Annotated in this window: 19 protein-coding genes and 1 pseudogene; 10 read left to right on the plus strand and 10 right to left on the minus strand. The window is 69.3% G+C overall.

Annotation, left to right across the window (positions count from 1 at the left end):
* Window positions 1–51: 51 nt before the first annotated feature.
* From DNK52_RS16120 to DNK52_RS06630, 3 genes and pseudogenes are all read right to left on the minus strand, one after another.
* Window positions 52–477 (minus strand): transposase, encoded by a 426-nt coding sequence (locus DNK52_RS16120; RefSeq protein WP_204163422.1) that lies wholly within the window; start codon window positions 475–477, stop codon window positions 52–54.
* 1084 nt (window positions 478–1561) lie between these two features.
* Window positions 1562–1740: pseudogene (locus DNK52_RS16475) on the minus strand (transposase); the annotation flags it as partial.
* Window positions 1741–1909: 169 nt separating this feature from the next.
* Complete coding sequence (locus DNK52_RS06630) at window positions 1910–3301, minus strand: hypothetical protein (RefSeq protein ID WP_110240203.1); 1392 nt, start codon at window positions 3299–3301, stop codon at window positions 1910–1912.
* A gap of 549 nt (window positions 3302–3850) precedes the next feature.
* Here DNK52_RS06630 and DNK52_RS06635 point away from each other — a divergent pair.
* From DNK52_RS06635 to DNK52_RS06650, 4 genes are read left to right on the plus strand one after another with little or no spacing between them, the layout of a single operon-like run.
* On the plus strand, window positions 3851–4690 hold the full coding sequence (locus DNK52_RS06635; RefSeq protein ID WP_162598658.1) for a hypothetical protein: 840 nt from the start codon (window positions 3851–3853) through the stop codon (window positions 4688–4690).
* 2 nt (window positions 4691–4692) lie between these two features.
* Window positions 4693–5964 carry a methyltransferase gene (locus tag DNK52_RS06640; RefSeq protein WP_110240205.1) on the plus strand — a complete coding sequence of 424 codons (1272 nt, stop codon included), beginning with the start codon at window positions 4693–4695 and terminating at the stop codon, window positions 5962–5964.
* A complete protein-coding gene (locus DNK52_RS06645; protein ID WP_110240206.1) occupies window positions 5961–6587 on the plus strand; it encodes a TetR/AcrR family transcriptional regulator in 627 nt (208 codons plus the stop codon). Before DNK52_RS06640 ends, DNK52_RS06645 begins: the two co-directional genes overlap by 4 nt.
* A gap of 48 nt (window positions 6588–6635) precedes the next feature.
* Entirely contained in the window at window positions 6636–7061 is a 426-nt protein-coding gene (locus DNK52_RS06650; RefSeq protein WP_110240207.1) for a hypothetical protein, read from the plus strand.
* 59 nt (window positions 7062–7120) lie between these two features.
* Here DNK52_RS06650 and DNK52_RS06655 read toward each other — a convergent pair whose 3' ends face one another.
* Window positions 7121–7465, minus strand: a complete 345-nt coding sequence (locus tag DNK52_RS06655; RefSeq protein ID WP_110240208.1) for a hypothetical protein — start codon at window positions 7463–7465, stop codon at window positions 7121–7123.
* A gap of 125 nt (window positions 7466–7590) precedes the next feature.
* Here DNK52_RS06655 and DNK52_RS06660 point away from each other — a divergent pair, with 125 nt between their 5' ends.
* Window positions 7591–11277, plus strand: coding sequence for a heterodisulfide reductase-related iron-sulfur binding cluster (locus tag DNK52_RS06660; RefSeq protein ID WP_110240209.1), 3687 nt, complete (start codon window positions 7591–7593; stop codon window positions 11275–11277).
* 114 nt (window positions 11278–11391) lie between these two features.
* Here DNK52_RS06660 and DNK52_RS06665 read toward each other — a convergent pair whose 3' ends face one another.
* A complete protein-coding gene (locus tag DNK52_RS06665) occupies window positions 11392–11910 on the minus strand; it encodes a MarR family winged helix-turn-helix transcriptional regulator (protein ID WP_204163423.1) in 519 nt (172 codons plus the stop codon).
* 66 nt (window positions 11911–11976) lie between these two features.
* Between DNK52_RS06665 and DNK52_RS06670 the strand changes: the two genes are divergently transcribed.
* The 5 genes from DNK52_RS06670 to DNK52_RS06690 all read left to right on the plus strand — a co-directional run bounded on the left by DNK52_RS06670 (window position 11977) and on the right by DNK52_RS06690 (window position 19039).
* Window positions 11977–13479, plus strand: a complete 1503-nt coding sequence (locus tag DNK52_RS06670) for an MFS transporter (protein WP_204163424.1) — start codon at window positions 11977–11979, stop codon at window positions 13477–13479.
* A 184-nt stretch (window positions 13480–13663) separates the two neighbouring features.
* Complete coding sequence (locus tag DNK52_RS06675; RefSeq protein WP_110240212.1) at window positions 13664–15256, plus strand: AMP-binding protein; 1593 nt, start codon at window positions 13664–13666, stop codon at window positions 15254–15256.
* A gap of 249 nt (window positions 15257–15505) precedes the next feature.
* Window positions 15506–15799 (plus strand): YiaA/YiaB family inner membrane protein, encoded by a 294-nt coding sequence (locus DNK52_RS06680; protein ID WP_110240213.1) that lies wholly within the window; start codon window positions 15506–15508, stop codon window positions 15797–15799.
* Window positions 15800–15936: 137 nt separating this feature from the next.
* Entirely contained in the window at window positions 15937–16554 is a 618-nt protein-coding gene (locus DNK52_RS06685; protein ID WP_110240214.1) for a TetR/AcrR family transcriptional regulator, read from the plus strand.
* A gap of 115 nt (window positions 16555–16669) precedes the next feature.
* A complete protein-coding gene (locus DNK52_RS06690) occupies window positions 16670–19039 on the plus strand; it encodes an MMPL family transporter (RefSeq protein ID WP_110240215.1) in 2370 nt (789 codons plus the stop codon).
* Window positions 19040–19112: 73 nt separating this feature from the next.
* On the opposite strand, the gene DNK52_RS06695 is transcribed toward DNK52_RS06690, so the two are convergent.
* From DNK52_RS06695 to DNK52_RS06715, 5 genes are read right to left on the minus strand one after another with little or no spacing between them, the layout of a single operon-like run.
* On the minus strand, window positions 19113–20054 hold the full coding sequence (locus DNK52_RS06695) for a siderophore-interacting protein (RefSeq protein WP_239455428.1): 942 nt from the start codon (window positions 20052–20054) through the stop codon (window positions 19113–19115).
* Window positions 20055–20930: an ABC transporter ATP-binding protein gene (locus tag DNK52_RS06700; RefSeq protein ID WP_110240216.1), complete on the minus strand. Its 876-nt coding sequence runs from the start codon at window positions 20928–20930 to the stop codon at window positions 20055–20057.
* Between the two features lie 5 nt (window positions 20931–20935).
* Window positions 20936–21994: a FecCD family ABC transporter permease gene (locus DNK52_RS06705; protein WP_239455429.1), complete on the minus strand. Its 1059-nt coding sequence runs from the start codon at window positions 21992–21994 to the stop codon at window positions 20936–20938.
* Entirely contained in the window at window positions 21991–23037 is a 1047-nt protein-coding gene (locus DNK52_RS06710; protein WP_110240616.1) for a FecCD family ABC transporter permease, read from the minus strand. The genes DNK52_RS06705 and DNK52_RS06710 overlap by 4 nt, the downstream gene beginning before the upstream one ends.
* Complete coding sequence (locus DNK52_RS06715; RefSeq protein WP_110240217.1) at window positions 23037–24068, minus strand: ABC transporter substrate-binding protein; 1032 nt, start codon at window positions 24066–24068, stop codon at window positions 23037–23039. Before DNK52_RS06715 ends, DNK52_RS06710 begins: the two co-directional genes overlap by 1 nt.
* Between the last annotated feature and the right edge of the window lie 74 nt (window positions 24069–24142).

The raw sequence follows: 24142 nt of genomic DNA on the forward strand, positions 1-24142 counted from the left end.
TGCGCCTTGCGACGTAGGCCTTGGTCGGTTTGTGGTGCTGCATGCGCACGATCACGACCCGGTACAGCGCCGAGTTCGCCTGCCTTGGCCGCCACGGTTGAGCTGGTGGTGGGTAGTCATCCCTGATGAGGCCGGGATGGGTGCGACGCCGCAGCGTGTCGCGAAGGCAGGCTCCGATCGGATTCGGTCGGGGTTGTCGCCGGTAACGATAGGTATCTCGGCGGCCGTGTCTGGCCCGACGGCGAACACCGCGGCCAGTTGCGGGGCAGCTTGCGTGGTGAGGGTGCGGAGAATCCTCTCGTGGTCTGTGACCTCGGCGTTGAGTTGCTGCCGGCGTCGAGCGATGGCGCGCAGGGTGTGCTTGGTCGAGGGGGTGATCGTGGTGATCGGCCCGGGGCGTAGCCCGGCACACTTGGTGATCAGCGCCAGCTTGGTCAGCGGTTCGAGGTCTTCGCGGATCTCTGGTGAGGCGTTCACCAGGACCTGCTTCAGGCTGATGATCGCTGCGGTGCGAGCCCTTCACGGCAGCGTCTTGGGCGCCTTTGACCTGCCAAATCATCTCCAAGACACCGGCGTGGGACTTGGGGATCGCGATTGCTTGGCCGGCGAGGACTGCCCGGGCGGCGTTCTCTGCGTCGATGGTGTCGGACTTGCCCGCAGCCGACGATCGCGCCGGTCGGTAGGGGTGACTTCGATGGCTCCGCTGGCGCTTCGACGAACGGCTGCGGTCAGGCCGGCTCCGTAGGAGCCGACGCACTCGATACCGAAGGTGAACTGCCGCCGAACCCCACGGCCCAGTCGATCAGCTGCGTGTAGCCCCGCAGTCCGCAGCGAATGATCTGCTGTCGAGGATGGTGCGACATCATCGATCGCGACAGCGACGTGGACGTGCTTGTGGGTGTCGACGCCGACGATGACTCGACGGCCGGACGGGCCCTGTTGCATGCTCATCTTGCCTGCTCCAACCAGACCAAAGGACAGGGTGAGTGACACTTGCCGGTCGGGTGGACGGGACTGTGATGCGACTGCTGCAATCAGGCTCCTATGAGGTCACGCCCGCCCGGCCACCACCGGCCCCACTCAGCAATCGGGAAGGCCGCACCCATCACCAGGTTGAGCAACTTGGCTGAACATCACAGCTGGCCAGGGTCTTGTACGCCAGGAGCCGCTGGACCTTTTTGGCCTTGAACTGGCCGACTCACAGGTTTGCCCCCCGCGCGATCCCAGCAGCGGCAGCACCGGGTCGTCCATCCAAGTGATGGTGATCGAGAGCCCCCACGAGATCCAGACCGAGCCGTGTTCGGCCGCGGCTGGGCGACCTGACCACTGTCGCGAGCAACCGGTCCGCGATGGCAACGCTGATCGAGCGCACGACGCGATCCACTCCTGCTGGTCGAGCGCACGACGCGATCCACTCCTGCTGGTCGAGCGCACGACGCGATCCACTCCTGCTGGTCCACCTGTCCGAGGCCCACGACGCCGAGAGCGTCGGCGACTGGCTCGTTGCGGCGCTGCCCCGTTCCAGTGGAGGTGGTTCACCACGGCCTGACGCACAGGGTATTCCGTCGGCACTGGATCGGACCTCGTAGGCGCGGGTTTCTGGATGGCACCGTACGAATGATGGCCACAGTATGAAGCGCACGATTCAATGCGCGGTCGCCGCCGCGGTTCAGGCGGTGAGGGGAGTTGAGGCCACTATTGCTTGCAATTGGAGCGACACCCGGCCAGAGCCGCGAAGGCTGTCGTCGCGGACGCGTCGATGGTGGGTCAGCTGATCAACCCAGAACCCCAGCCCAGCAGGCTGTGATCTCGTCGCCTAAATGTCCTGAACACCTAGGAACCGGAGCGGTGTGGGACGACTACTTGAACCGGACATCTCCCGGGGCCCGAACTCTTTGTCGTACGTCTCTCAGCGGCGAGTGATGAAGCGCTGCGGCTTCTCGGGCCGCGCCGCACGCTTACCCCCGCGCTCGGCACGCTTGCCGGAAGGGGCAACCTCGTAGTTGGCGGGGAGTTGCGCCGGAGCGCTCCCGGCCCGCTCGCGGATGATGGCCATCGCGTTCGCGACGGTGGCGGCGTCCTGCTCCGGGGTGGTGCTGCGGGTGACGGCCGGCCGGGAGGGAGCGACCGTCTCCTGGCGGGGGAAGGCCGAGCCCTGCTGCGGGACGCGCGGCGCTTCGACGGCAGCGTCCGCGTTCTGCGACTCCAGCGTCATGAGGCGAGCTGCACCCGGGCGCGGAGCCAGAGGCGTCGACTCCAGACGCGGGGGCCCGACGTAGGCGGGAGTGCTGGAGTCGTCGCGGCGCGGGGAGGCCGGTTCCGGTGATTCCGTCCGAGCCACGCGCTCCGGCTCCCTGACGGGATCCCTGACGGACTCCCTGGTGGCCTCCCTGGCGGCCGGGACGCTGACGCGGCGCCCGGGGGCCCTGCGGTCGACCTTGCGCTCCGCGTTGCGCGGGGTCGCGGGGCCGACGGGCGTCTCGCTGCCGCCGATCTTCCTGATCCGCGCGTACCCTGCGGCACCGAGGCCACCGAGCACCAGGGCGTAGAGACCCCACGGAGCGAGCGTGGTGCTGGCCTCGACGGGGGCGTACAGGTCACCCACGACGACCTGGCCGGAGACGGAGTGCTCACCCTGGGCGAACGATCCGAACTTCAGCGGCACCTCCACCTCGACGCTCTCGCCGGGCTCGACGATCGGCAGACCGGAGTCGGTGATGGGTTGGGGAGCATCGTCACCGTCACGCCAGACCAGGTCCAGCGTGGGCTCGGCCGGGGCGACGCCTGCGTTGCGCAGGGTCATCCGCAGCGTGACGTCGGGAGCGGCGCCCAGCCAACGGCCCAGCCCTCCGGAAGGCTCCAGGGTGGCAGCGTCGACGACGAGGTCGGGCGCCTGGACGGCCTTGGCCATGGGGTGTCCGACGAGGTTGATCGGCGTTGCAGCCGGCGGCGCGCCGGGACTGACCACCACCACCGAGCACGGGCAGTCGCCGGGGGGTTCCTCGACCGTCAGCGGGCCACGGACCGTGCCGTCGAAGGCAACCTCGAGGCTCTCGTTGCCTTCCACGCAGGCCAGTCGCCCGGTCGCGTCAGGCGCACCGCAGACCCTGAAGCTGACCTGGTCGCCCTCGGTGAAGCCACTGCCCGTCACGGTGATCTCGTCACCGAGCTGGGGTCGAATGTTGTCGACCGACACCTCACCCCCGGTGTCGGCCCAACTGCTGACCGGCACGACGAGCAGGCCGAGCGCCACCGCGGCGGCACCGACCAGGCGTCCTCGCGTGCGTGCGTGAGTCCTCATTGTGTGTTTCCCTCCCGCCACGAGGCTGACAGGTGGATCACTGAGCGGTCAACAAGCGTTGAACCACCTTGAGCGCGAAGTCGTCGCGCGACTTGACCGATATGCGGTACGGAAAGTTTTCCGAGGGAATGTTTGAACGGTCAAGCGGCCGGGCAATTGTCCTGCACTGACGTGAGCAACGCGCTCATGCACGCAACAGGAGGTAAGAACCCATGGTCGCCCTTGGCCTGATTCTGCTCATCATTGGTCTCATTGCCAGCATGCCGATCCTGACGACCATCGGTCTCATCCTGATCGTTGTCGGCCTGATCCTGAACTTCATCCCGATCGGCGGCAACTCGCGCCGAGTCTGGTAACTCAGCTCGACACAGTCTGACCGCAGAAGGGCCGCGCCTCCCGAGGCGCGGCCCTTCGGCCATTTTTCCTCGATCCTTGTTTGAGCAGATGCTTTAAGCGTATGCTCAAGACAAGGACTACTCACCTTTTCCCGCGTCGACCGCGGACGAGGAGCCCGATTCCCCTGAGGAGTCGTTCCGTTCGCGTCTGGGCGTGATGCTCACCGCCGTCGTGCCCGTGGCGCTGGCCGCCACCGTCCTGGCGGCATTCCTCGGGCGGCTGGACACCGCACTCTTCTTCGTCGGGCTGCCGGCACTGCTCGCCCTGGTCGTGGGCATGGTCCCCGGCGAGGACGGGGCCGGACAGCTCTTCCAGGCCCTCACCGTGGCCCTGCTGCTGGTCTCGGCCTTCCTGCACGAAGGAGCCTTGTGCGTCCTGATCGTGAGCCCCTTGGTCTACGGCGTCGCCTTCGCCATCCACGGCCTCGTCGAGGCCACCCGGCGTGGCCGACACGGCCAGGGTCCGCACACCCGGCACGCCCTCGGCGGGATCCTCGTGCTTGTCGCGCTCGAGGGCGTCGTGCCGGGCCTGCGGATCAACCCTGTCCAGGAAGTCCACGCCGACCGGCTCGTGGCCAGTGACTGCAGCGACTTCACCGACGCACTGGCCCGCGGGCCCCAGTTCGAACCCGAGAAGGACCGAGGGCTCCTGCTCCGCCTGGCGCAGTACCCGACCCCGACCGCCGCGCAGGGCACCGGCCTGGAGGTGGGCGACACCTGGGACCTGGCCATGCCGATGGGTTCGATCAGCACGGAGGTCAGGGCCGCCGAGTCGGAGTCGATCGTCTTCGACGTCACTGCGGACGACGCCCGCACCACCCGGTGGGTCAGCATCCAGGAAGGCCGGCTGAGCTGGGAGCAGACCGCCGACGGCTGCCGTGCTGACGTACGGATCACCTTCGAGCGCGACCTCGACCCCGCCTTCTGGTTCGCTCCGGTCAGCAGCCTCTTCATGAACGCCAGAGCCGAGGCGTTCCTGGCCGGACTCGACTGACCATGGAGGAGGCGATCGCGCGCAACGTCGTGCTGGCCGTTCCGCTGCTCCTCGTGGCGGTGGCCGCCGTACGCGTGCGTCTCGACCTCGTACGCCGGGTGCCGGCAGCCTTCCTCGCCGGCCTGTGGGTGTGGGTCGCGGTGCTGGCGGTCGAGGTCGGCACCGACTGGTGGACGTTCGCGCCGGCGCCCACGAGCGTGGGCGGAGTGCCGCTGGAGATCTCGCTGGGGTGGGCGCTGCTCTGGGGCGCGGTGCCGGTGCTGGTCGGCGGTCCGCTGTGGGTCTGGTTGCTCGCCTTCGCCTGGATCGACCTGCTGGGCATGGATCGACTCCCCGGCCTGGAGCTGCACGACGGCTGGCTGTGGGGCGAGCTCCTCCTGCTGGCCGTCGCCGCCGGCCCGGGGTTGGCGTTGGGGTGGGCCACCCGTCACCGCCGGTGGCTGTGGCTGCGCGTCGGTCTGCAGGCAGTCCTCTTCACCGCAGCCTTCTTCTGGCTCCTGCCCCACCTGGTCCTCACGGCCGAGGGGTCGGCCTGGGCCGACGTGGTCGACCACTCCTACCTCGTGCGCTCAGTCCTCCTGGTCGTGGCGGTCCTTGTCTTCGTGCCCGCGGTGGCTGCCGTCGTGGAGTTGGGCCACGCCGGCGGCACCCCGTTCCCGTGGGACCCACCAGCGCGACTCGTCACCACTGGCCCGTTCGCCTACGTCGCCAACCCGATGCAGATCGGCATGTCCGGGTTGATGGTCCTGCTCGCCGTGGCTGCGGGGTCTCCGGGGCTGGGGGCCGCTGCAGTGTTCGCGATCGCCTTCTCCGTCGTCCTCGCCGAACGCCAGGAGCATGCTGCGCTGAGCGCGCGCTGGGCGGCGTACGAGACCTATCGCACCCACGTACGCGCGTGGTGGCCCCGATGGCGCCCGTACGTCCCCTCCCCGCGCACGCTCTGGGTCAGCGAGACCTGCGAGCTCTGCGCAGCCACAGGGGCCACCCTGCAAGCACTGGGCCAGGTCGGACTGGAGACCCACGTCGCCGAAGAGGCGCCACACAGGGTCCCCCGCATGGAGTGGAGCGACGGGGAGACCGTCTCCTCAGGGGTGGCAGCCTTTGCGCGCGCACTCGAGCACACCACCCTGGTCTGGGCCTGGCTCGGTTGGTGGATGAGGCTGCCGGGTGTGGGATGGGTGCTACAACTCATTGCAGACGCGTGCGGCCTCGGGCCCCGAGAGCTGCCACGCCGAGAAACCACCCCACGAAGCACAGTTGAGGACGCCGGATGAGCAGCGAAGAGACCAAGGTCGCCCTGATGGAGGCCGCTGTCCGTCTCACCTCCAGGGTCGGCACGAAGGGGCTCACGGCGCGCGGCATCGCCGGCGAGGCAGGGGTCAACCAGGCGCTGGTCTACTACCACTTCGACGGCGTCGACGGCCTGGTCCACGACGCCTACGAGCGGGCCACGCTGGCGATGATCGCGACCTACACCCACGACCTGGAATCGGTCTCCAGCTTCGACGAGCTCTACCGCGTCGGCGCGAAGCTGGCCACCGTGGCCCGCGACGACGGCAGCGCCGCGCTGTTGAGCCATGTCATCGCCGCCGCCTACAACGACGAGGCGATGGCGTCGATGCTGCGTGACAACATGACGCGATGGAACGAGGCGGTCGCCACCAGCATCCGCTCCATCCTGTCCCAGCGCGGACTGTCCGGGGCGATCGACAGTGACGCACTCACCGCATCCCTGGTGGCCTCCACCATCGGCATGCTGACGATGGGTTCGGTGCCCGGGCAGCCCCTCGGCGACCCGATCGCCTCCGTACGAGGCCTGCCGCCGTTGCTGGACCGCGCGATGCGAGTCGTCCCGGCGCCGATTGCTCGACGCATCTTCGGGGGCGTGAAGGAGTAGCACAGCCGATCAGGCATGGACCGACGCCGAGGTGGGTACGGCAGAGGCATGGACACTCAAGAGATCATCTGGATCGTGGTTGCCGTTGTCGTGGCCCTCGTCGTGATCGGCCTGATCGCCTGGCTGTTGCGGAAGAAGAAGCACCAGAAGGCAGAGGCCGAGCGTGTGGAGCGCACCGAGCAGGCCGCCGCCCTGCGCCAGGACGCGGACCGACAGGCGCAGGTGCTGCCCGACGCCGAGCTCCGGGCCAAGGAGGAGCAGGTCAAGGCGGAGAAGTTGCGTCGTGAGGCGGATCGCGCGGAGGAGCGTGCGAAGGTCGCCGAGACCGACCACCTGCAGCAGGCCGCGCGTCACGAGGACCGTCTGCGCGAGGCGGACCGTCTCGACCCGGACGGTCACGCCGACCCAGCTGGCAACCCCCGCGACCCCCGTCACGACGAGGGCCCGCTCGACGGCGGATCACACCGCGCCTGAGCCGGCCCCATCGCAGCGCAGGCCGGTCCCCGGTCCGCGCTGCGGTGGAGCCGTACCGCTCAGTCGTCGGAGACGGTGAACTCGCGCAGCGCACCCGAGGCGATGTAGTCCTCGATCGGCTTGTCGAGAAGGATCTCCCACGCACCGGCACCCGGCTCACCCTCGGGAGCCCGCCGCGCCCCACAGGTGAGCGGCAAGGAATGCACGAGGAGGTAGGCGACGTCGGGCGCCAGGCCTGATGTGCCGAAGGGGAAGAGACGTCCGTCGACGGACTCCAGCGGAGTGCCGATCTTGACCTCTGCGGCCGGCAGGACGCCGCTCGCTCCTACTTGGTCCATCAACTTCACGGCGAGGTCCACCGCCTGGGTGGTGAGGCTGCGGGGGCGTGCGGGTGGGGTGCTCATGAGTGCATGATGTCGCACAGTGATTACCGACCGGTAGCATCCATCTCACCGCGCCACCGCTGCGCAGAGCTTGTGTGCCCTTTAGAGTTCAGGGTGCGCTACGCCTGACCGAGGAGCCTTGCCACATGTTGCAGATCACTGCGATCGTCATCTCACTAGCCTTCACGGCAGTGGGACTCGTCATGACCACCATGGCCGTCAGGCACATGTTGAGGACCTTCCGGATCGGTCAGCCCCTCGTCGGGCGCCGAGGCAACCCGGTCGGCCGCACGCTGACGATGCTGAAGGAGACCTTCCTCCACACCCGCATGCTCCAGGTCACCTGGGTCGGGGTGCTGCACTGGTTCGTCTACCTGGCCTTCATCGTCCTGGCCACCGCGGTCGGAGGGGCGTACTTCCAGCTCTTCAACCCTGAGTTCGCGCTGCCGATCATCGGGCACTGGCCGGGCTACACCTGGGTCGCAGAGTTCATCGGTCTCCTCGGCACGCTGGCGATCATCCCGCTCTTCATCTACCGCGTGCGCAAGCGCCCGTCGGCCAACGGGCGCAGCAGCCGCTTCTTCGGCTCGACGATGTGGCAGGGCTACTTCGTCGAGGCGATGGTGCTCCTCGAGTCGGTGGCGATCCTCTTCATCCGCGGCGCCGAGTACAAACTCTTCGAGGTCGAGGGCAGCTCGCACGCGACTGGCTGGGAGTTCCCGATCTCCCAGTTCTTCGCCGGGCTCTACCCCACCGAGAACGTCGGCACGCTCGAGAACATCATCATCGTCATCGCCATGATCAAGATCGTCTCGGCGATGATCTGGCTGATGGTCATCTCCGCCAACCTCACCATGGGTGTGGCGTGGCACCGTTTCACCGCCTGGCCCAACATCTGGTTCAAGCGTGAGGACGACGGCAGCACCGCGCTCGGCGCGATGAAGCCGCTGCTCGTCAACGGCAAGCCCTTCACGATGGACGACATCGAGGAGATGGACGAGGACACTGTCCTGGGTGTCGGCAAGGTCGAGGACTTCTCATGGAAGGGCGTCCTCGACTTCGCCTCCTGCACCGAGTGTGGCCGTTGCCAGAGCCAGTGCCCCGCCTGGAACACCGAGAAGCCCCTCTCCCCCAAGCTCCTGGTCATGGGTCTGCGCGAGCACGCCTTCGCGAAGGCCGCCGGCGACGAGGCGCACGCGGACCGCGCCCTGATCGGAAAGACCGACCAGGCCATCGAGACCGGCATGGGCACCGAGGTCACCGACTGGTTCTACAACCCCGAGGGCGCCGACTTCGTCATCGACGAGGACGTCCTGTGGTCGTGCACCAACTGTGGCGCCTGCGTCCAGCAGTGCCCGGTCGACATCGAGCACGTCGACCACATCAACGACATGCGTCGCTACCAGATGCTGGTGGAGTCCAACTTCCCCGCCGAGCTCAACCAGCTCTTCAAGGGCCTGGAGTCCAAGGGCAACCCGTGGAACATGTCCACCACTGCCCGGATGGACTGGGCCAAGGACCTCGACTTCGAGGTCCCGGTGGTGGGCGAGGACATCGAGTCCCTCGACTCCGTCGACTGGCTCTTCTGGGTCGGCTGCGCAGGTGCCTACGAGGACCGCGCCAAGAAGACCACCCGCGCGGTGGCCGAGCTGCTCGACATCGCGGGCATCTCCTTCGGCGTCCTGGGCAACGGCGAGACCTGCACGGGTGACTCCGCCCGCCGCGCCGGCAACGAGATCCTCTTCCAGTCCCTTGCCATGGAGAACGTCGAGACCTTCAAGGAGTTCAAGGTCAAGAAGGTCGTCTCGACCTGTGCTCACTGCTTCAACACGTTGAAGAACGAGTACAAGGAATTCGGCATCGAGCTTGAGGTCGTGCACCACACGCAGCTCCTCAACCGCCTCGTACGCGAGGGCAAGCTCACCCCGGTCAAGACCGGCGAAGGCGCCCAGCAGCGCTCGATCACCTACCACGACCCGTGCTTCCTTGGCCGTCACAACAAGGTCTACGAGCCGCCGCGCGAGCTCCTGGAGATCCTTCCCGGCGCCAAGGTCGTCGAGATGGAGCGCAACTCCGAGAAGTCCTTCTGCTGTGGTGCCGGTGGCGCCCGCATGTGGATGGAGGAGAAGATCGGCGAGCGGATCAACGTCAACCGTACGCAGGAGGCCGTCGCCACCGGTGCCGACCAGATCGCCGTCGGTTGCCCCTTCTGCCGCGTGATGCTGGCAGACGGTCTGACCGCCGAACAGGCAGCTGGTCGTGCCGAGGAGGCCGTCGAGGTCCTCGACGTCGCGCAGATGCTGCTCGCCTCGGTCAAGGGCGTCCAGGCAACCAAGGCCGCCCCCGGGTCGTCGCAGAAGGCAGCAGCCGTCGGCGCCACCGCCAAGGCCGCCGCGAAGGGCGACGAGAACGTCAAGGACGAGCCCGAGGTCGGGGACGTCACCCAGACCGAGAACACCGTCACCGAGACCGCGGACGTTGGCCCGAACGCCAAGGCCAGCGGTGGTTCGTCGCTGTTCGACACGCCTGCCACCGAGGCGAAGGACAAGGCCACGCCGACCGTGCCGGTGCAGGGCGGCTCGCTCTTCGACACCCCGGCTCCCGAAGCCAAGGCTGCCGAGACCCCGACCAAGCCTGCTGTCGAAGAGGCCCCGACCAAGCCTGCTGTCGAGGAGACCCCGACCAAGCCTGCTGCTCCCGCGGCGGACCTGGGATCGGGATCACTCTTCGACGTGGCTCCCGCCGAGACCCCGGCTCCCGAAGCCAAGGTTGCCGAGACCCCGGCCAAGGCTGCTCCCGAGGCTCCGGCCGAGGAAGCTGCTCAGGCTGCCACCGAGGCACCGGCTCCGGCCACGGACCTCAACGCCGGTGGGTCGCTCTTCGACATCGCTGCCCCGACCGAGGCTGCGCCGGCCGCTGAAGCTGCTCCGGCCGAGGCAAAGGCACCCGCTGCCGAAGCCGCTCCGACCGAGGCGAAGGCACCCGCTGCCGAAGCCGCTCCGACCGAGGCGAAGGCACCGGCTGCTGAAGCTGCTCCGGCTGCGGCCGCCCCCGGAAGTGGGGTGGCCAGCACGCCGCGTACCGACGTGGACGTGCACGCCGTCTCCTCGCTCTTCGACATCGAAGCGCCCGAGGGTTCGGTCCAGGTAGAGGCGGGCGCAACACCCGCCCCGGCTGCTCCAGTTGCGGCTGCTGAGGCTCCGGCCGCCGAGGCACCCGCCGCCGAGGCACCCGCTGCTGAAGCACCCGCTGCTGAAGCACCTGCTGCCGAGGCACCCGTCGCTGAGGCTCCGGCTGCTGAGGCACCCGCTGCTGAGGCTCCGGCCACGGCAGCTCCGGTCGCTGGGAGCGGCACGGTCAGCACGCCGCGTACCGACGTGGACGTACACACCGTCTCCTCGCTCTTCGACATCGAAGCACCGGAGGGTTCGGTCCAGGTTGCTCCCGGGACCGTGGCTCCGGCCGCAACCGCAGCCACGTCAGTTGCGGAGGCGCCGGTCGTCGAGGAGTCACCCGCAGCACCAGCCGAGGAGGCCGCGGTCGCTGAAGCGCCGGCGGCTGACGAGGCCCCTGCCGAAGCGGCACCCGCTGAAGCTCCGGTTGCCACCGAGGCACCCGTTGCTGAGCAGGCACCCGTTGCGGAGCAGGCACCCGTTGCGGAGCAGGCACCCGTTGCGGAGCAGGCACCGGTTGCTGAGCAGGCACCCGCCGAGGCTCCGGCCACGGAGGAGGCAGCCACTGAGGTTGCAGCAGCACCCGCAGCCAGCGGTGAGGCACACACCCCCCGCACTGACGTGGACATCCACGGCGCGGAGAGCCTGTTCGACCTGTAGGCATCAGCACCAGGCGAGGCCGCCGTTGACCTTCGGGTCGACGGCGGCCTTCGTCGTTATGTTCTGGTGAACGTACCGGGCGGGTGGCGTACCGATGCTGCCCCAGCGTCAGGCTCAGGCGGTGGGGGCCGCGGCGGCGGGCGGCACGGCGCCGACCTCGGCGTCAACCGCGTCCCGGTAGGCGCTGGCGAAGACGCCCATGAGCTTGACGTACTCCTCGGCCCGCCCATCGGGCAGCGCGCCGAGCGCGGCCTCGAAGTGGCGAGCGGCCCGCGCCACGTCGGCGCTGAAGACGGCCAACCCCTTCTCGGTCACGGTCAGGGAATGGGCGCTCTCCCCCTGCGCCTTGACCCGCTCGAGCAGACCGGCGGTGATCGCGGCGTTGACCTGACGGTTGACGGTCGACTGCTCGAGCTGGAGCTGCTCGGCAATGTCGCGCATGGTGTGGGGCTCACCGTCCATCAGCAACCACAGCAGTCTCCGTTGAGCCATCACCAGGTCGGCATGCGCGTCGGAGAGCTGCCGAGCCCGATCAAGGCGAGCGGTCGCGACCAGCACGTCCCACACCGGAGTGCCCATCACTCCCCGTGTGACGTGGTTCATCTTCGTGGTCTCTTCAGACGGACCGCTCATGTATGTAGTCTACATATCTACCGATATGTAGCCTACACATCGGTCCGCCCGCCAGACAGGACCCACGTGGACTCCACCCATGAGGCATCGGCCGCACCGGCAGCACCGGCGCCCACCCGCTTCCCGCCGATCGCGATCATCCTGACGCTCTGCTTCGGCAGCCTGGCCGGCGCGCTGATGCAGACGCTCGTCATCCCGATCCAGACCGAGTTGCCCCAACTGCTCGGCACCAGCGCAGCGAACACCTCCTGGGCGGTCACGGCCACCCTGCTCGCTGCGGCCGTCACGATGCCAGTGACCGGCCGTCTCGCCGACCTCTACGGCAAGAAGCGCGTCCTGGTCGCCTCCGCGGCGATCCTCGTACTGGGCTCCTCCGTGGCCGCCATGTCCAGCACCCTGCTCCCCTTCCTGACCGGCCGCGCACTGCAGGGCATGGCAATGGGCTACATCCCGGTCGCCATCAGCCTGGTCCGCCAACTGGTCCCGCCGGCCAAGGCCGCCGGAGCGGTCGCTGCCGTCAGCGCCACCCTCGGCGTGGGCGGCGCACTCGGCCTGCCGCTCTCGGCGTGGATCGCGCAGAACTACTCATGGCACACGCTCTTCTGGTTCTCGGCCGTCCTGGCCGTGGTGATCCTGGTCGCGACCGCCATCGTCATCCCCCCGGTCCACGACGCCCACCCCGCGCACATCGACTTCGTCGGGATCATCGGCCTCGCGATCGGTCTGTGCTCGACGCTCATCGGCATCTCCAAGGGCTCCACGTGGGGCTGGAGCGACGGGCGTACGGTCTCCAGCATCATCGGCGGCATCCTCGTCCTGCTCGTCTGGGGTGTGCACCAACTGCGTCACCACGACCCGATCGTCGACCTGCGCACCAGCGCCCGGCGTCCGGTGCTCTTCACCAACCTCGCTGCGCTGCTCATCGGGTTCGGGATGATGGCCCAGGCGATCGTCATGCCCCAATTGCTCCAGATGCCTGAGTCCACCGGCTACGGGCTCGGCGAGACGATGCTGGCGGCAGGGCTGTGGATGGCTCCCGGCGGGCTCATGATGATGGTCTTCGCGCCTGTCTCGAGCAAGTTGATCAACTCGGTCGGAGCCCGGATCACCCTCTCCACCGGCGCCGTCGTGACGGCCGTGGGCTACCTCGTGGCGGTCAACCTGATGGATGCCCCGTGGCAGTTGATGCTCGCTTCGATCATCGGTTCGGCGGGCGTCGGCATCGGCTACGCCGCGATGCCCACCCTGATCCTCGACAACGTTCCGGAGCACGAAGCCGGCTCCAGCGTCGGGCTCAACGGCTTGATGCGCTCGGTCGGCACTACGATCGCGGGTGCCGTGATGGCCGCCGTGCTCACGAGCAAGACCATGGACCTCGCCCCGGGTGTCACCATCCCGACCCAGGGCGCCTTCCAGCTCTGCTTCCTGATCGGCGCCGGCGCAGCCTTCGCCGGCGCCATGGTGGCCCTGCTCGTCCCGCGTCAGCGGCGCAGGGCGGCGTCAACTGGCGACTCCGCCGAGCTCGCCACGACGTCGGACTCCGGGTCCGAGACCGTACTGGCCAACTGAGCGTCCGAAGCGAGCCGCGTCGCGCCTGACCAACCCACGTACACCCGTACGGGGGGATGGCCTGACCGCTGGGCGCCGACCGCGAGCCTTTCGTCGCAGGACGCTGGTCACCTCGACGCCCGATTCCTAGACTCAGCAAGGCCCACAGGCCGTCCTTGCCCCTCCACGGACCCGGAGCCCCACTGTGTCGATCCAGACCGCGAACCACTCTGCCCTCACGCCGTTGCGCTTCCTCGAGCGATCAGCAGAGGTCTACCCGACGCGCACGGCGATCCTGCACGGCGAGCGGTCGTACACGTACGGCGAGTTCGCGCAGGCCGCCCAGCTGCTGGCCGCCGCGCTCGCCGCGGACGTCGCGCCCGGCGAGCGGGTCGCTGTCCTGACCCCCAACACCCCCGAGTCGATCTTCGCGCACTTCGCCGCCCCGCTGGCCGGCGTCACGCTGGTCGCGCTCAACACCCGACTGACCCGGCCCGAGATCTCCGACATCCTGCGCCACTGCGAGGCACGCGTGCTGCTGGTGGACACCGAGCTCGTCGAGCGCATCGAGGGCATCCGCGAACTGGTGCCCTCACTGACCAAGGTCATCGAGATCAACGACTCGGTCTCCGGCCTCCCCCTCACGGGCAGCTCGAGCGTCGCGACCGACTACGAGTCGTACGTCTCCGCGCAGACGCCGCTGACCACGACCCGCCCGTACGAGGTCGCCGACGAGGACGCGGTCATCACGATCAACTACACGTCGGGGACCACCGGCACCCCGAAGGGCGTCATGTACTCCCACCGTGGCGCCTACCTGGCTTCGCTCGGTTCGGTGGTGCACAACCAGTTCACCGCCGAGAGCAACTACCTGTGGACGCTGCCAATGTTCCACTGCAACGGTTGGTGCACCGCGTGGGCCGTCACCGCCGCCGGCGGCACCCAGGTCTGCCTGCGTGCGGTCGACGCCGACGCGATCTGGGACGCCATCGACGACCTCGAGGTCAGCCACATCTGTGGTGCGCCGGCGGTCTGCACGACCATCGCCACCGCCGACCGGGCGCACGCACTCGACCGTCCGCTGCGGATCACCACCGCCGGTGCGCCACCCTCGCCGACGGTGATCGGCCAGCTGGAGGAGATCGGCGTCCACGTCGTGCACGTCTACGGCCTCACCGAGACGTACGGCCCTTTCACCATCTGCGAGCACCAGGCGGGCTGGCCCGACCTGCCGGCCGACGAGCGTGCCGTCCTGCTGTCGCGCCAGGGCGTCGGCATGCTGCAGGCCGAGCAGGCCCGTGTCGTCGACCTCGACATGGTCGACGTGCCCGCCGACGGCGAGACCATGGGTGAGATCGTGCTGCGCGGCAACAACGTGATGGTCGGCTACTTTCGCAACAAGGCCGCCACCGAGGAGGCCTTCCACGGCGGCTGGTTCCACACCGGCGACCTCGGAGTGATGCATCCCGACGGCTACGTCCAGGTGAAGGACCGCGCCAAGGACATCGTGATCTCTGGCGGTGAGAACATCTCCACCGTCGAGGTCGAGCAGGCCCTGTTGCGCCACCCCCAAATCGTCGACGTCGCCGTGATCGGCGTACCGGACGCCAAGTGGGGCGAGCACCCGCGCGCGTTCGTCATCACCGAGCCGGGCGTGACCCTGAGCGTCGAGGAGGTCGTGGCCCACGCCCGCGAGTGGATCGCCGGCTACAAGGTGCCGCGCGACATCGTCTTCGCCGACGGCCTTCCGCGTACGTCGACCGGCAAGGTCATGAAGCACGAGCTGCGCACCCGCTGACTCCACCTGCGCAACCCCTCGGACGTCATCACCAGCGGTCGCCCGAGGGCTCGTACGTGATGACGTCCGGGTGGACCCACGCAGGACGTCATCACCAGCGGTCGTCCGAGGGCTCGTACGTGATGACGTCACGGTGGCCGGGCGGCCGGGCGGGCGGGGCGGGCGGGCGGACACTGCGGCGACCTACCCAGCCCCGAATGAGTACCTGCACGGATACGGCGCCCCGGGCACCCGGCGCAAGGTTGAGACATGGAAAACAACACCACTCCCTCGTCCAAGACCACCCAGGCCTTCTTCGTGCAGTCGGTCATCGCATTCGGCGTCGCGCTGATCGGCCTCGTGTGGGCCATCCTCTTCCTCCCGCTGGACCCGTGGGCGCGCGCCTTCCTCGGGATGACCGGCCTCTTCCTGGTCTCCTCGACCTTCACGCTGGCCAAGGTCGTGCGTGACAACCAGGAGACCCAGACCGTCTACAACCGGATCGACCAGGCCCGCATCGACCGCCTCCTCGCCGAGCACGACCCCTTCAAGCAGGTCGCCTGAGCCGTTGTGCCCCCTCCCTTCCACCACTGATCCTCCGGAGCCCCCGTCGCCGTCAGGCACGGGGGCTCCCTTCGCGTGCGCGACGTCACGCTCTATTCCACGTGCACTGTGACGACCAGAGTGCAAGACTGCACTTCGTGACTCAAAGTGCAGAGGAGTGGCTCGCGAGTTGGCCCTCCACCAAGAACCCTCGCTCCCGCGCCCGCGAGGAGCAGATCACGCGCACCGCACAACGGCTCACGGTTGAGCGCGGTCTCGACGGTTTCACCATGGAAGAACTGGCCGAGGCCGCCGCGGTCTCCCGGCGCACCGTCTTCAACCACTTCGGCAGCAAGCTCGACGCAGTGCTCGGCAACCCACCCCCCATCACCCTCGAAGAGGTGGAGCGGTTCCGCGCAGGCCTTCCGCACGGCCACCTCGTCCGAGACATCGCCGTGGTGATCGCCTCCATCCTGACCACCAGTCAGCACACCCGCGAGGACGCGCTGCGCCTGCCCGCCCTGCTGCGCGAACCCAGGCTGATGGCGGCCGCCAACGAGCGGCTCGTCAACGTGGCAGAACGCCTCGCCTCGCTGGCCGCCTTCCGCGGCGCCGCGCTCACCGCCCAGCAGTCGCGCATGTTGGTGCTGCTCTTCGGCGCAGTCGCGCACGAGGCGCTCGAACACTTCGTCCGCGGTGACGAGGCGGACAACGCACCTGACCTGCCCGCCCTCTTCCTGGATCTCCTGGAGGAGACCCTGACCCTCCTCGACTGAGCCTGCGCCACCGCACCCGCGTCACCGCCTCGCGTCACCGCCTCGCTCCATGGGGCCGCGAGCCCCCGCACACCTGAACCCCGGCACCCCGGTGCCCCACCCAGAAAGTTCCCTCATGGCTTCTCTCCTCTACCGACTCGGGCGTACGGCCTTCCGTCGCTGGCCCCTCTTCCTGGCGGGCTGGCTCGTCGTGATCGTCGCCGTGGGCGGTGTGGCCGGCGCCTTCGGCAAGCCCATGGTCGACGCCTTCTCCATCCCCGGCATCCCGTCGGAGAAGGCCTCAGACCTGCAGGCAGAGCTCTTCCCGGACGCAGCGCGGGCCGACGCCCCCTCGGGCAACGTGGTCATCTCGGTCCCTGCCGACGACGCGCAGGGCAAGCTCACCGACGAGAAGTACTCGGCGCTCGTCGACCAGGTCGTCGAGGACCTGAAGGCCGCGCCCCAGATGGGCGAGAACGCCGAGGCCGTCGTCTCCCCCGTACGTCAACTCGAGGGCGCCATCGCGCAGAGCATCGAGGCCGGCGCCGACGAGGAGACCGCGACCGCCCAGGCGAAGGCCGGGCTCGAGCAGGGGGCGATCCTCTCCGATGACGAGCGCACCGGCACGGTCGGCTTCGTCTTCGACCAGGAGGCGGTCACCGACATCGAGGTGACCACCCAGGAGGCCGTCCTCGACCTGGTCGACGACGCCCGCGACGCCGGCCTGGTGGCCGAGGTCAACGGCCAGGCCATGCAGCTGACCGAGATCGGAATCACCTCCGAGCTGATCGGCATCGCGATCGCACTGCTCGTCCTGGTCCTGACCTTCGGGGCCCTGGTCGCCGCTGGCCTGCCGATCCTCATCGCCGTCGTCGGGGTGGGAATCACCTCCGCAGGCATCACCGCCATGACTGCCTTCACCGACATCGGTTCCTCGACCCCGCTGCTGGCCACGATGCTGGGGCTCGCGGTCGGCATCGACTACACGCTCTTCATCCTCGCCCGCTACCGCGACGAGCTGCGCCACACCAAGACCCGTGAGGACGCGGTCGGTGTCGCGCTGGGCACCGCCGGCTCCGCGGTCGTCTTCGCCGGACTGACCGTGATGATCGCCCTGGGCGCCCTCGCCGTGGTCCGGATCCCGTTCCTCACCACCATGGGCCTTGCCGCCGCCAGCGCCGTCGTGGTCGCCGTGCTGGCCTCCCTCACCCTGCTGCCCGCCATCCTGGGCATGCTGAAGAACAAGGCGTTCGCCGGCCGCGTCCGGACGTACGTCCCTGCCACCGAGACCGGCGCGGACGGCAAGAAGCACGTCGTCAACAACAGCGTCCGTTGGGGTCGCCTGGTCGGCAAGGCACCGCTCGCGGCCGTCCTGCTGGTCACCGTCGCCCTCGGCGCGCTGGCGATCCCGGTCAAGGACATGCACCTCGCCTTCCCGACCGACTCCACCGCGGCCAGCGACACCACCCAGCGCAAGGCCTCGGACCTGCTCACCGACGCCTTCGGGCCGGGCCAGGAGGCGACCTTCCTCTTCGTCGTCGACGGCCGCGAGCTGGCCGAGGAGGAGCGCGCCGCTGCGTACGCCGAGGTCACCGAATGGGTCGGCGGGTTCGACGGCGTGAAGCACGCGCTCCAGGCCGCCGGCACCAACCCGGACGGGTCGACCATGGAGGGTGCGATGGTCGTCGCGGTCCCGACCACGGGCCCGCAGGACGCGGCCACCGAGGACCTGCTGCACGACCTGCGCGACGGACAGTCCGGCATCGAGGAGGCCACCGGCGCCGAGATGGGCATCACCGGACTGACCGCCATCACCGCGGACGTCTCGGAGAGGCTCGCCGACGCACTGCCGATCTACCTGGCCGTCGTCGTGGGCCTGGCCTTCATCCTGCTGATGCTCGTCTTCCGCTCCATCCTGGTGCCGCTGACCGCGACCGTGGGCTTCCTGCTCTCGGTGATGGCAACCCTGGGCGCGACGGTGGCGATCTTCCAGGAGGGCTGGTTCGGCGTGATGGAGGGGCAACCGATCGTGGCCTTCATCCCGATCTTCCTGATCGGTCTGGTCTTCGGCCTCGCGATGGACTACCAGGTCTTCCTGGTAACCCGGATGCGGGAGGCGCACGTGCACGGGGCCTCGCCCACCGAGTCGGTCATCGACGGCTTCCGCAACTCGGGCCGGGTGGTTGCGGCCGCCGCGACGATCATGATCGCGGTCTTCGCCGCCTTCATCGCCCAGGACAACGCCATCATCAAGTCGATGGGCTTCGCCTTGGCCGTGGCCGTCGCCTTCGACGCCTTCGTGATCCGGATGACCTTCATCCCCGGCCTGATGTACCTGATGGGCGAGAAGGCCTGGTGGTTGCCGAAGTGGCTCGACAAGATCCTGCCCAACGTCGACGTGGAGGGCGAGAGCCTGGAGCGCAACCACGTGGTCGAGCACGAGAACACGTTCGACACCGATGCCGGTGGGTCGACCGACGAGACCGGCGAGCCGGTGAAGGTCTGAGCGCCACTCGCTGAAATCGACCCCGCCCGCCGACCTGTCCCCAGGTCGGCGGGCGGGCTTCGTTCCGGATGGGTCAGGACTTCATCGAGACGCCGCGGCGCCAGTACCCCATGAAGGCGACCTGGCGACGGTCCATCCCGCGCTCCTTGACCAGGTGGCGGCGCAGGCCGGTGACGACCCCGGCCTCACCGGCGATCCAGGCGTACAGGTCGCCACGCACCGAACCGTCGTCGTTGATCTCCTCGCCGGACGAGGACCACTGCGGGGTCTCCCACAACTCCGGGTCGACCTCCTCCGGGATCTCCAGCGCAACGACCGCCCCACCCAGGTGAGCCGTCACGGCGGCGGTCAGGGCCGCCCCGTGCTCCTGGGCACCACGCGCCAGCCAGGTCACCTCGACCCCGGCCGGGGCGCTGACCTCCTGGACGTCCGCGGAGTACGGCACCTCCAGGAAAGCGGCGCCCTTCGCGTCGGCGGGCAGGTGCTCGAGGATCGCGCAGATCGCCGGCACGGCGGTCTCGTCACCGACGAGCAGAAGCCGCTGCTCGGGTCGCGGCAGGAACTCGATGCCCCCGAACGGGAGCCCCCGCTTCGGCAGCAGCACCACCGCCCGGGTGCCGACCTCCGCGGCGAGCGCCCAGTCGGAGCCGGGCCCGCTGACGCCTTCATGGAGCACGATGTCGACCACGAGTCGACGCTGCTCGCCACTGCCGCGCAGTTCCCGCACCGTGTACGTACGCATGTGGCCGCGCTCCTCGACCGGCCGCTCGAGCCAGGTGCCCAACCAGGAGGCGTCGGCGTCGGTCACCGAACCAAGACCACCACCGGCGTGCGGCACGACCAACTTGAAGCGTTGGTCCCACCACGGGCCGTCGCTGCCGTCGGGCAGCCCCACCTCGGCGAGCTCGGGGGCGGCGAGCTCCAGGCGTACGAAGCTGGGCGAGAGGCGCTGGACCGAGGCGACCTGCACCTCGGCGAGCACCATCGGGATCGGTTCGGTCGCGGTCACGGTCATTCAGTCCTCCTGGGGGTGGGCGGCGCGAGCGCGCCGCCCGAGGGGAAGCACCAACGGGGTGCCTGAGACGGGGTCGGGGATCACGCGCGCCTCGAGACCGAAGACGTCACGGACGAGCTCTTCGGTGACCACCTCGCCGGGAGGGCCCTGGGCGACGAGGCGACCGTCCTTCATGGCGACCAGGTGGTCGGCGTAGCGGGCGGCCAGGTTGAGCTCGTGGAGCACCATCACGATGGTCGTGCCGCGGTTGGCGTTGAGGTCGGCGAGCACGTCGAGCAGCTCCACCTGGTGGGCCAGGTCGAGGAAGGTGGTCGGTTCGTCGAGCAGCAGGAGGTCGGTCTGCTGGGCCAGGGCCATCGCCACCCAGACCCGTTGGCGCTGACCCCCGGAGAGCTCGTCGACGTTGCGCTGCGCCAGGTCCAGCGTGCCCGTCAGGCGCAACGCCTCGGCGACTGCTCGGTCGTCCTCGTCGCTCCACCGCCGCCACAGCCCGGTGTGCGGATGGCGGCCCCGAGCGACCAGGTCGACGACGGTGACACCCTCGGGCGCGACCGCGGTCTGCGGGAGCAGGCCGAGGATGCGGGCGACCTCCTTGGTGGGCATCTGGTGGATCGCCCGGCCGTCGAGGACCGCGCGCCCCGCTGTCGGCTTGAGCAGCCGGGCGAGTCCGCGCAGCAGCGTCGACTTGCCGCAGGCGTTGGCACCGACGATGACCGTGATCGCGCCGTCGGGGATGACCAGACTCAGCTCGTCGACGACCGTGCGCTCGCCATAACCCAGGCTCAGCGACTCGGCGCTGAGTCGGCCTGGCGCACCCCGGCCATCCGGCGCCCCTGCGGGGGCCGGGTCGACGTCGGGGCGGGTGTCCGAATTCATCACACTCATGATGCTCTCCTTCCGGTGCGACCGGTCGCGACCAGCCAGAGCAGGAACGGCGCCCCGAGCGCGCCGGTGACCACCCCCACGGGGAAATTCACGTTGCCGACCGCGTAGTCGCCGATGTAGTCGCCGCCGACCAGCAGGGCGGCGCCGACGAAGCCGGAAGCCAGCAGGGTCGTACGTCCGGCGTTGAGGAAGCGGGCGATGGGGCCCGACAGGAAGGCCACGAAGGCGACCGGGCCGGCCGCGGCGACCCCGACTGCGGCGAGCAGGGTGGCGAGCACCAGCAGCAGTGCCTGGCGCGCCGGCCCCTCGCCCAGTGCGTACGCGGTCTCCTCACCGAGCTCGACCACCCGCAGCCCCCGCGCCGCCCAGGCGACCAGGGGCAGCAGGACCACCAGGATGAGGGCCAGCACACCGATCTGCGACCAGTTGGCCTGACTGACGCTGCCGGTCAGCCAGCGCAGCACGAGTTGGGTGTCCCACTCGTCGGCACGGGTGAAGAAGTAGTGGATCACCGAGAGCATGGCCGCCGCCAGACCAATCCCGGCCAGCACCAGACGGTGGGTGCCTCCGGGACCGGCGACCAGACGGATCACGACGGCGCAACCCAGGGCTCCGACGACCGCAGCCAGGGAGACCATCGAGCCCGACCACCCGAAGGCGACGATCGCGACCACCGCCGACGCGCTGGCGCCGGCCGAGATGCCGATGACGTCAGGGCTGGCCAGCGGGTTGCGCAGGGTGGCCTGGAAGACGGCCCCGGCAACGCCGAAGGCGAAGCCGACGAGCACGGCCAGCACGGCGCGGGGCAGCTTGACCTCCATCAGGATGAAGGAGGCGCCGGGGATCTGCGTGCCGGTGAGGATCCGGAAGAAGTCCGGGACCGTGATGGTGTAGTCGCCCAGCAGCGTGCGGGCGGCGAAGAGCGCCAGGACGAGCACCGCTGTGCCGGCGATCACGAGGCGGCGACGCCGCACCGGGCCGCGCGCCGCACGGCGTACGAGCTCGACACCTGTTGCGTGGGGGGCCGGCGCGGGGGCCACCTGGACGGCGTTCACAGCCCACCGGCCCGGGTGTGGCGGATCAGGACGAGGAAGAACGGCAGCCCGACGACCGCAGCCATCACCCCGACCTGCACCTCGGTGGGCGGCAGCGCGACGCGTCCGACGGTGTCGGCCAGCAGCACCAACGCAGCGCCGACCACGGCGCTCCACGGCAGCAGGCGGCGGTGGTCGGGGCCGACGAAGGTGCGTACGACGTGGGGCACGACGAGGCCGACGAACGCGATCGGGCCGGCCAGGGCGGTGGCGGTGCCGGCGAGCAGGACGATCGCCAGGCCGATCACGGCGCGGTCCAGGGCCGTACGTCGGCCCAGGCTGCGCGCGACGTCGTCACCCAGAGCCAGCGCGTCGAGCAGCCGCGAACCGGCGATCGCCAGCACCAGGCCGGCGAGCAGGAAGGGGAGGCCGGTGAGCAGCACGTCGAGGCCGCGGCCACCGACCGTGCCGACCGCCCAGAAGCGGTACGACTGCAGCGTCGCCCGGTCGAGCAGCAGGATGCCACTGGTGGCGCTGGTGACAGCAGCGGTCACGGCGGCGCCGGCCACCGCGATCTTCACCGGGCTGGCGCCGCCGCGGCCCAGCGAGGCGATGGCGTGCACCAGGAGGGCGGCGACGGCGGCCCCGAGCAGCGCGAACCAGACGTACGCGGTGAGGGTGGAGGCACCGAGGAACGAGATGGAGAGGACGATCGCCATCGAGGCGCCGGCGTTGACGCCGAGCAGGCCGGGGTCGGCGATCGGGTTGCGGGTCAGGCCCTGCATGAGGGCGCCGGCCAGGGCCAGTGCAGCGCCCACGGCGGCGGCCAACCAGGTGCGGTCCAGGCGTGCGGCGGCGATCGCATGGTCAGGATGGCCCGGGGTCCACAACGCTTCCACCGGCACGGGTGCTGCACCGATCGTCGCGGAGCAGACCAGCGCCCCCGCCAGTACGAGCACCGCGACGAGCGGCAGCCATCTCCGGGACCGGCCTGATGTGGCGACCCTGCCGGTCCCGGAAGCGTGGGGGTCCGGATCGGTGACCCGGACGTCTGCGACCGTCATCACTCGCCGATTGCGTCGGCGACCTTCGGCAGGAAGTCGTTGATGATGACGGGCAGGGAGAGCGGCGTCGGGTTGGTCACGGCCAGGCCGAGCTCCTTGTCGGTCTCCGCGACGTAGGCCCCGGAGGTGAAGGCGGGGATCCGGCCGAGCAGACGGTCCTTGCGGAACTTCTCCACCTCGGCGTCGTCCTCGGCGTACGTGATCACCAGGTCGGCCTCGATGGTGTCGGCCTTCTCTGCGGACACGTTGCCGAAGAAGGCGTTGTCGGGAATCACGCCGTCGACCCAGTCCGGGGTCTCGAGGCCGAAGTCCTCCATGATGTCGACGCGGGAGTCGTCCTCGCTGTAGATGCCGACGGTGGAGAGGTCGGTGGAGGTCAGGTAGGTGAAGACGAAGCTCCGGTCCTCGAGCTGCGGGTGCTCGGCCCGGGCGGCCTCGATGTCGCTCTCTGCCTGCTCGACGAGGTCGGCGGCAGCAGCCGGACGGCCCAGTGCCTGGCCGACGATCTCCAGGGATTCACGCCACGGGGTGACCCACGGGGCCTCGGGGTAGACCACGACGTCGGCGATCTCGCTGAGCTTCTCGTACTCCTCCTCGGTGATGCCCGAGTTGGTGGCCAGGATGACGTCGGGGTCGAGCGCGGCGATCTCGGCGACCGGCGCACCGTCGGTGTCGGCGTAGCGGGTCGGGGCCTCCCCGTCGACCTCGGCCAGCGCCGCGTCGAACCAGTCGGTCGATCCCTCCTCGTTGCCACCCCAGGTCATCTCGGTCGCGCCCACGGGCACGACGCCGAGGGCCAGAGCGTGGTCCTGGTCGGTCCAGCCGAGGGTCGCGACCCGCTTGGGCTCCTCGTCGATCGTGGTCTCACCGAAGGCGTGCTTGATGGTGACCGGGAAGGCCCCCTCCTCGACGCTGGTCTGCGTGGCACTCTGGGCGGAGTCCTCGTCGTTGGTGGAGCCGGTGCTGCAGGCGGTGAGGCCGGTCGCGGACACGAGTGCCGCGGCGGCGAAGATCCCCAGGTGACGCTTCATGCTGACAGTCCTTCAGTAGATGGTTAGGTGAGCCTAACCTCAGAAGGGTGTATTCACGCAAGCCCTGTGTGGCG

This window comes from Nocardioides gilvus (assembly GCF_003194605.1).
GTDB lineage: Bacteria > Actinomycetota > Actinomycetes > Propionibacteriales > Nocardioidaceae > Nocardioides > Nocardioides gilvus.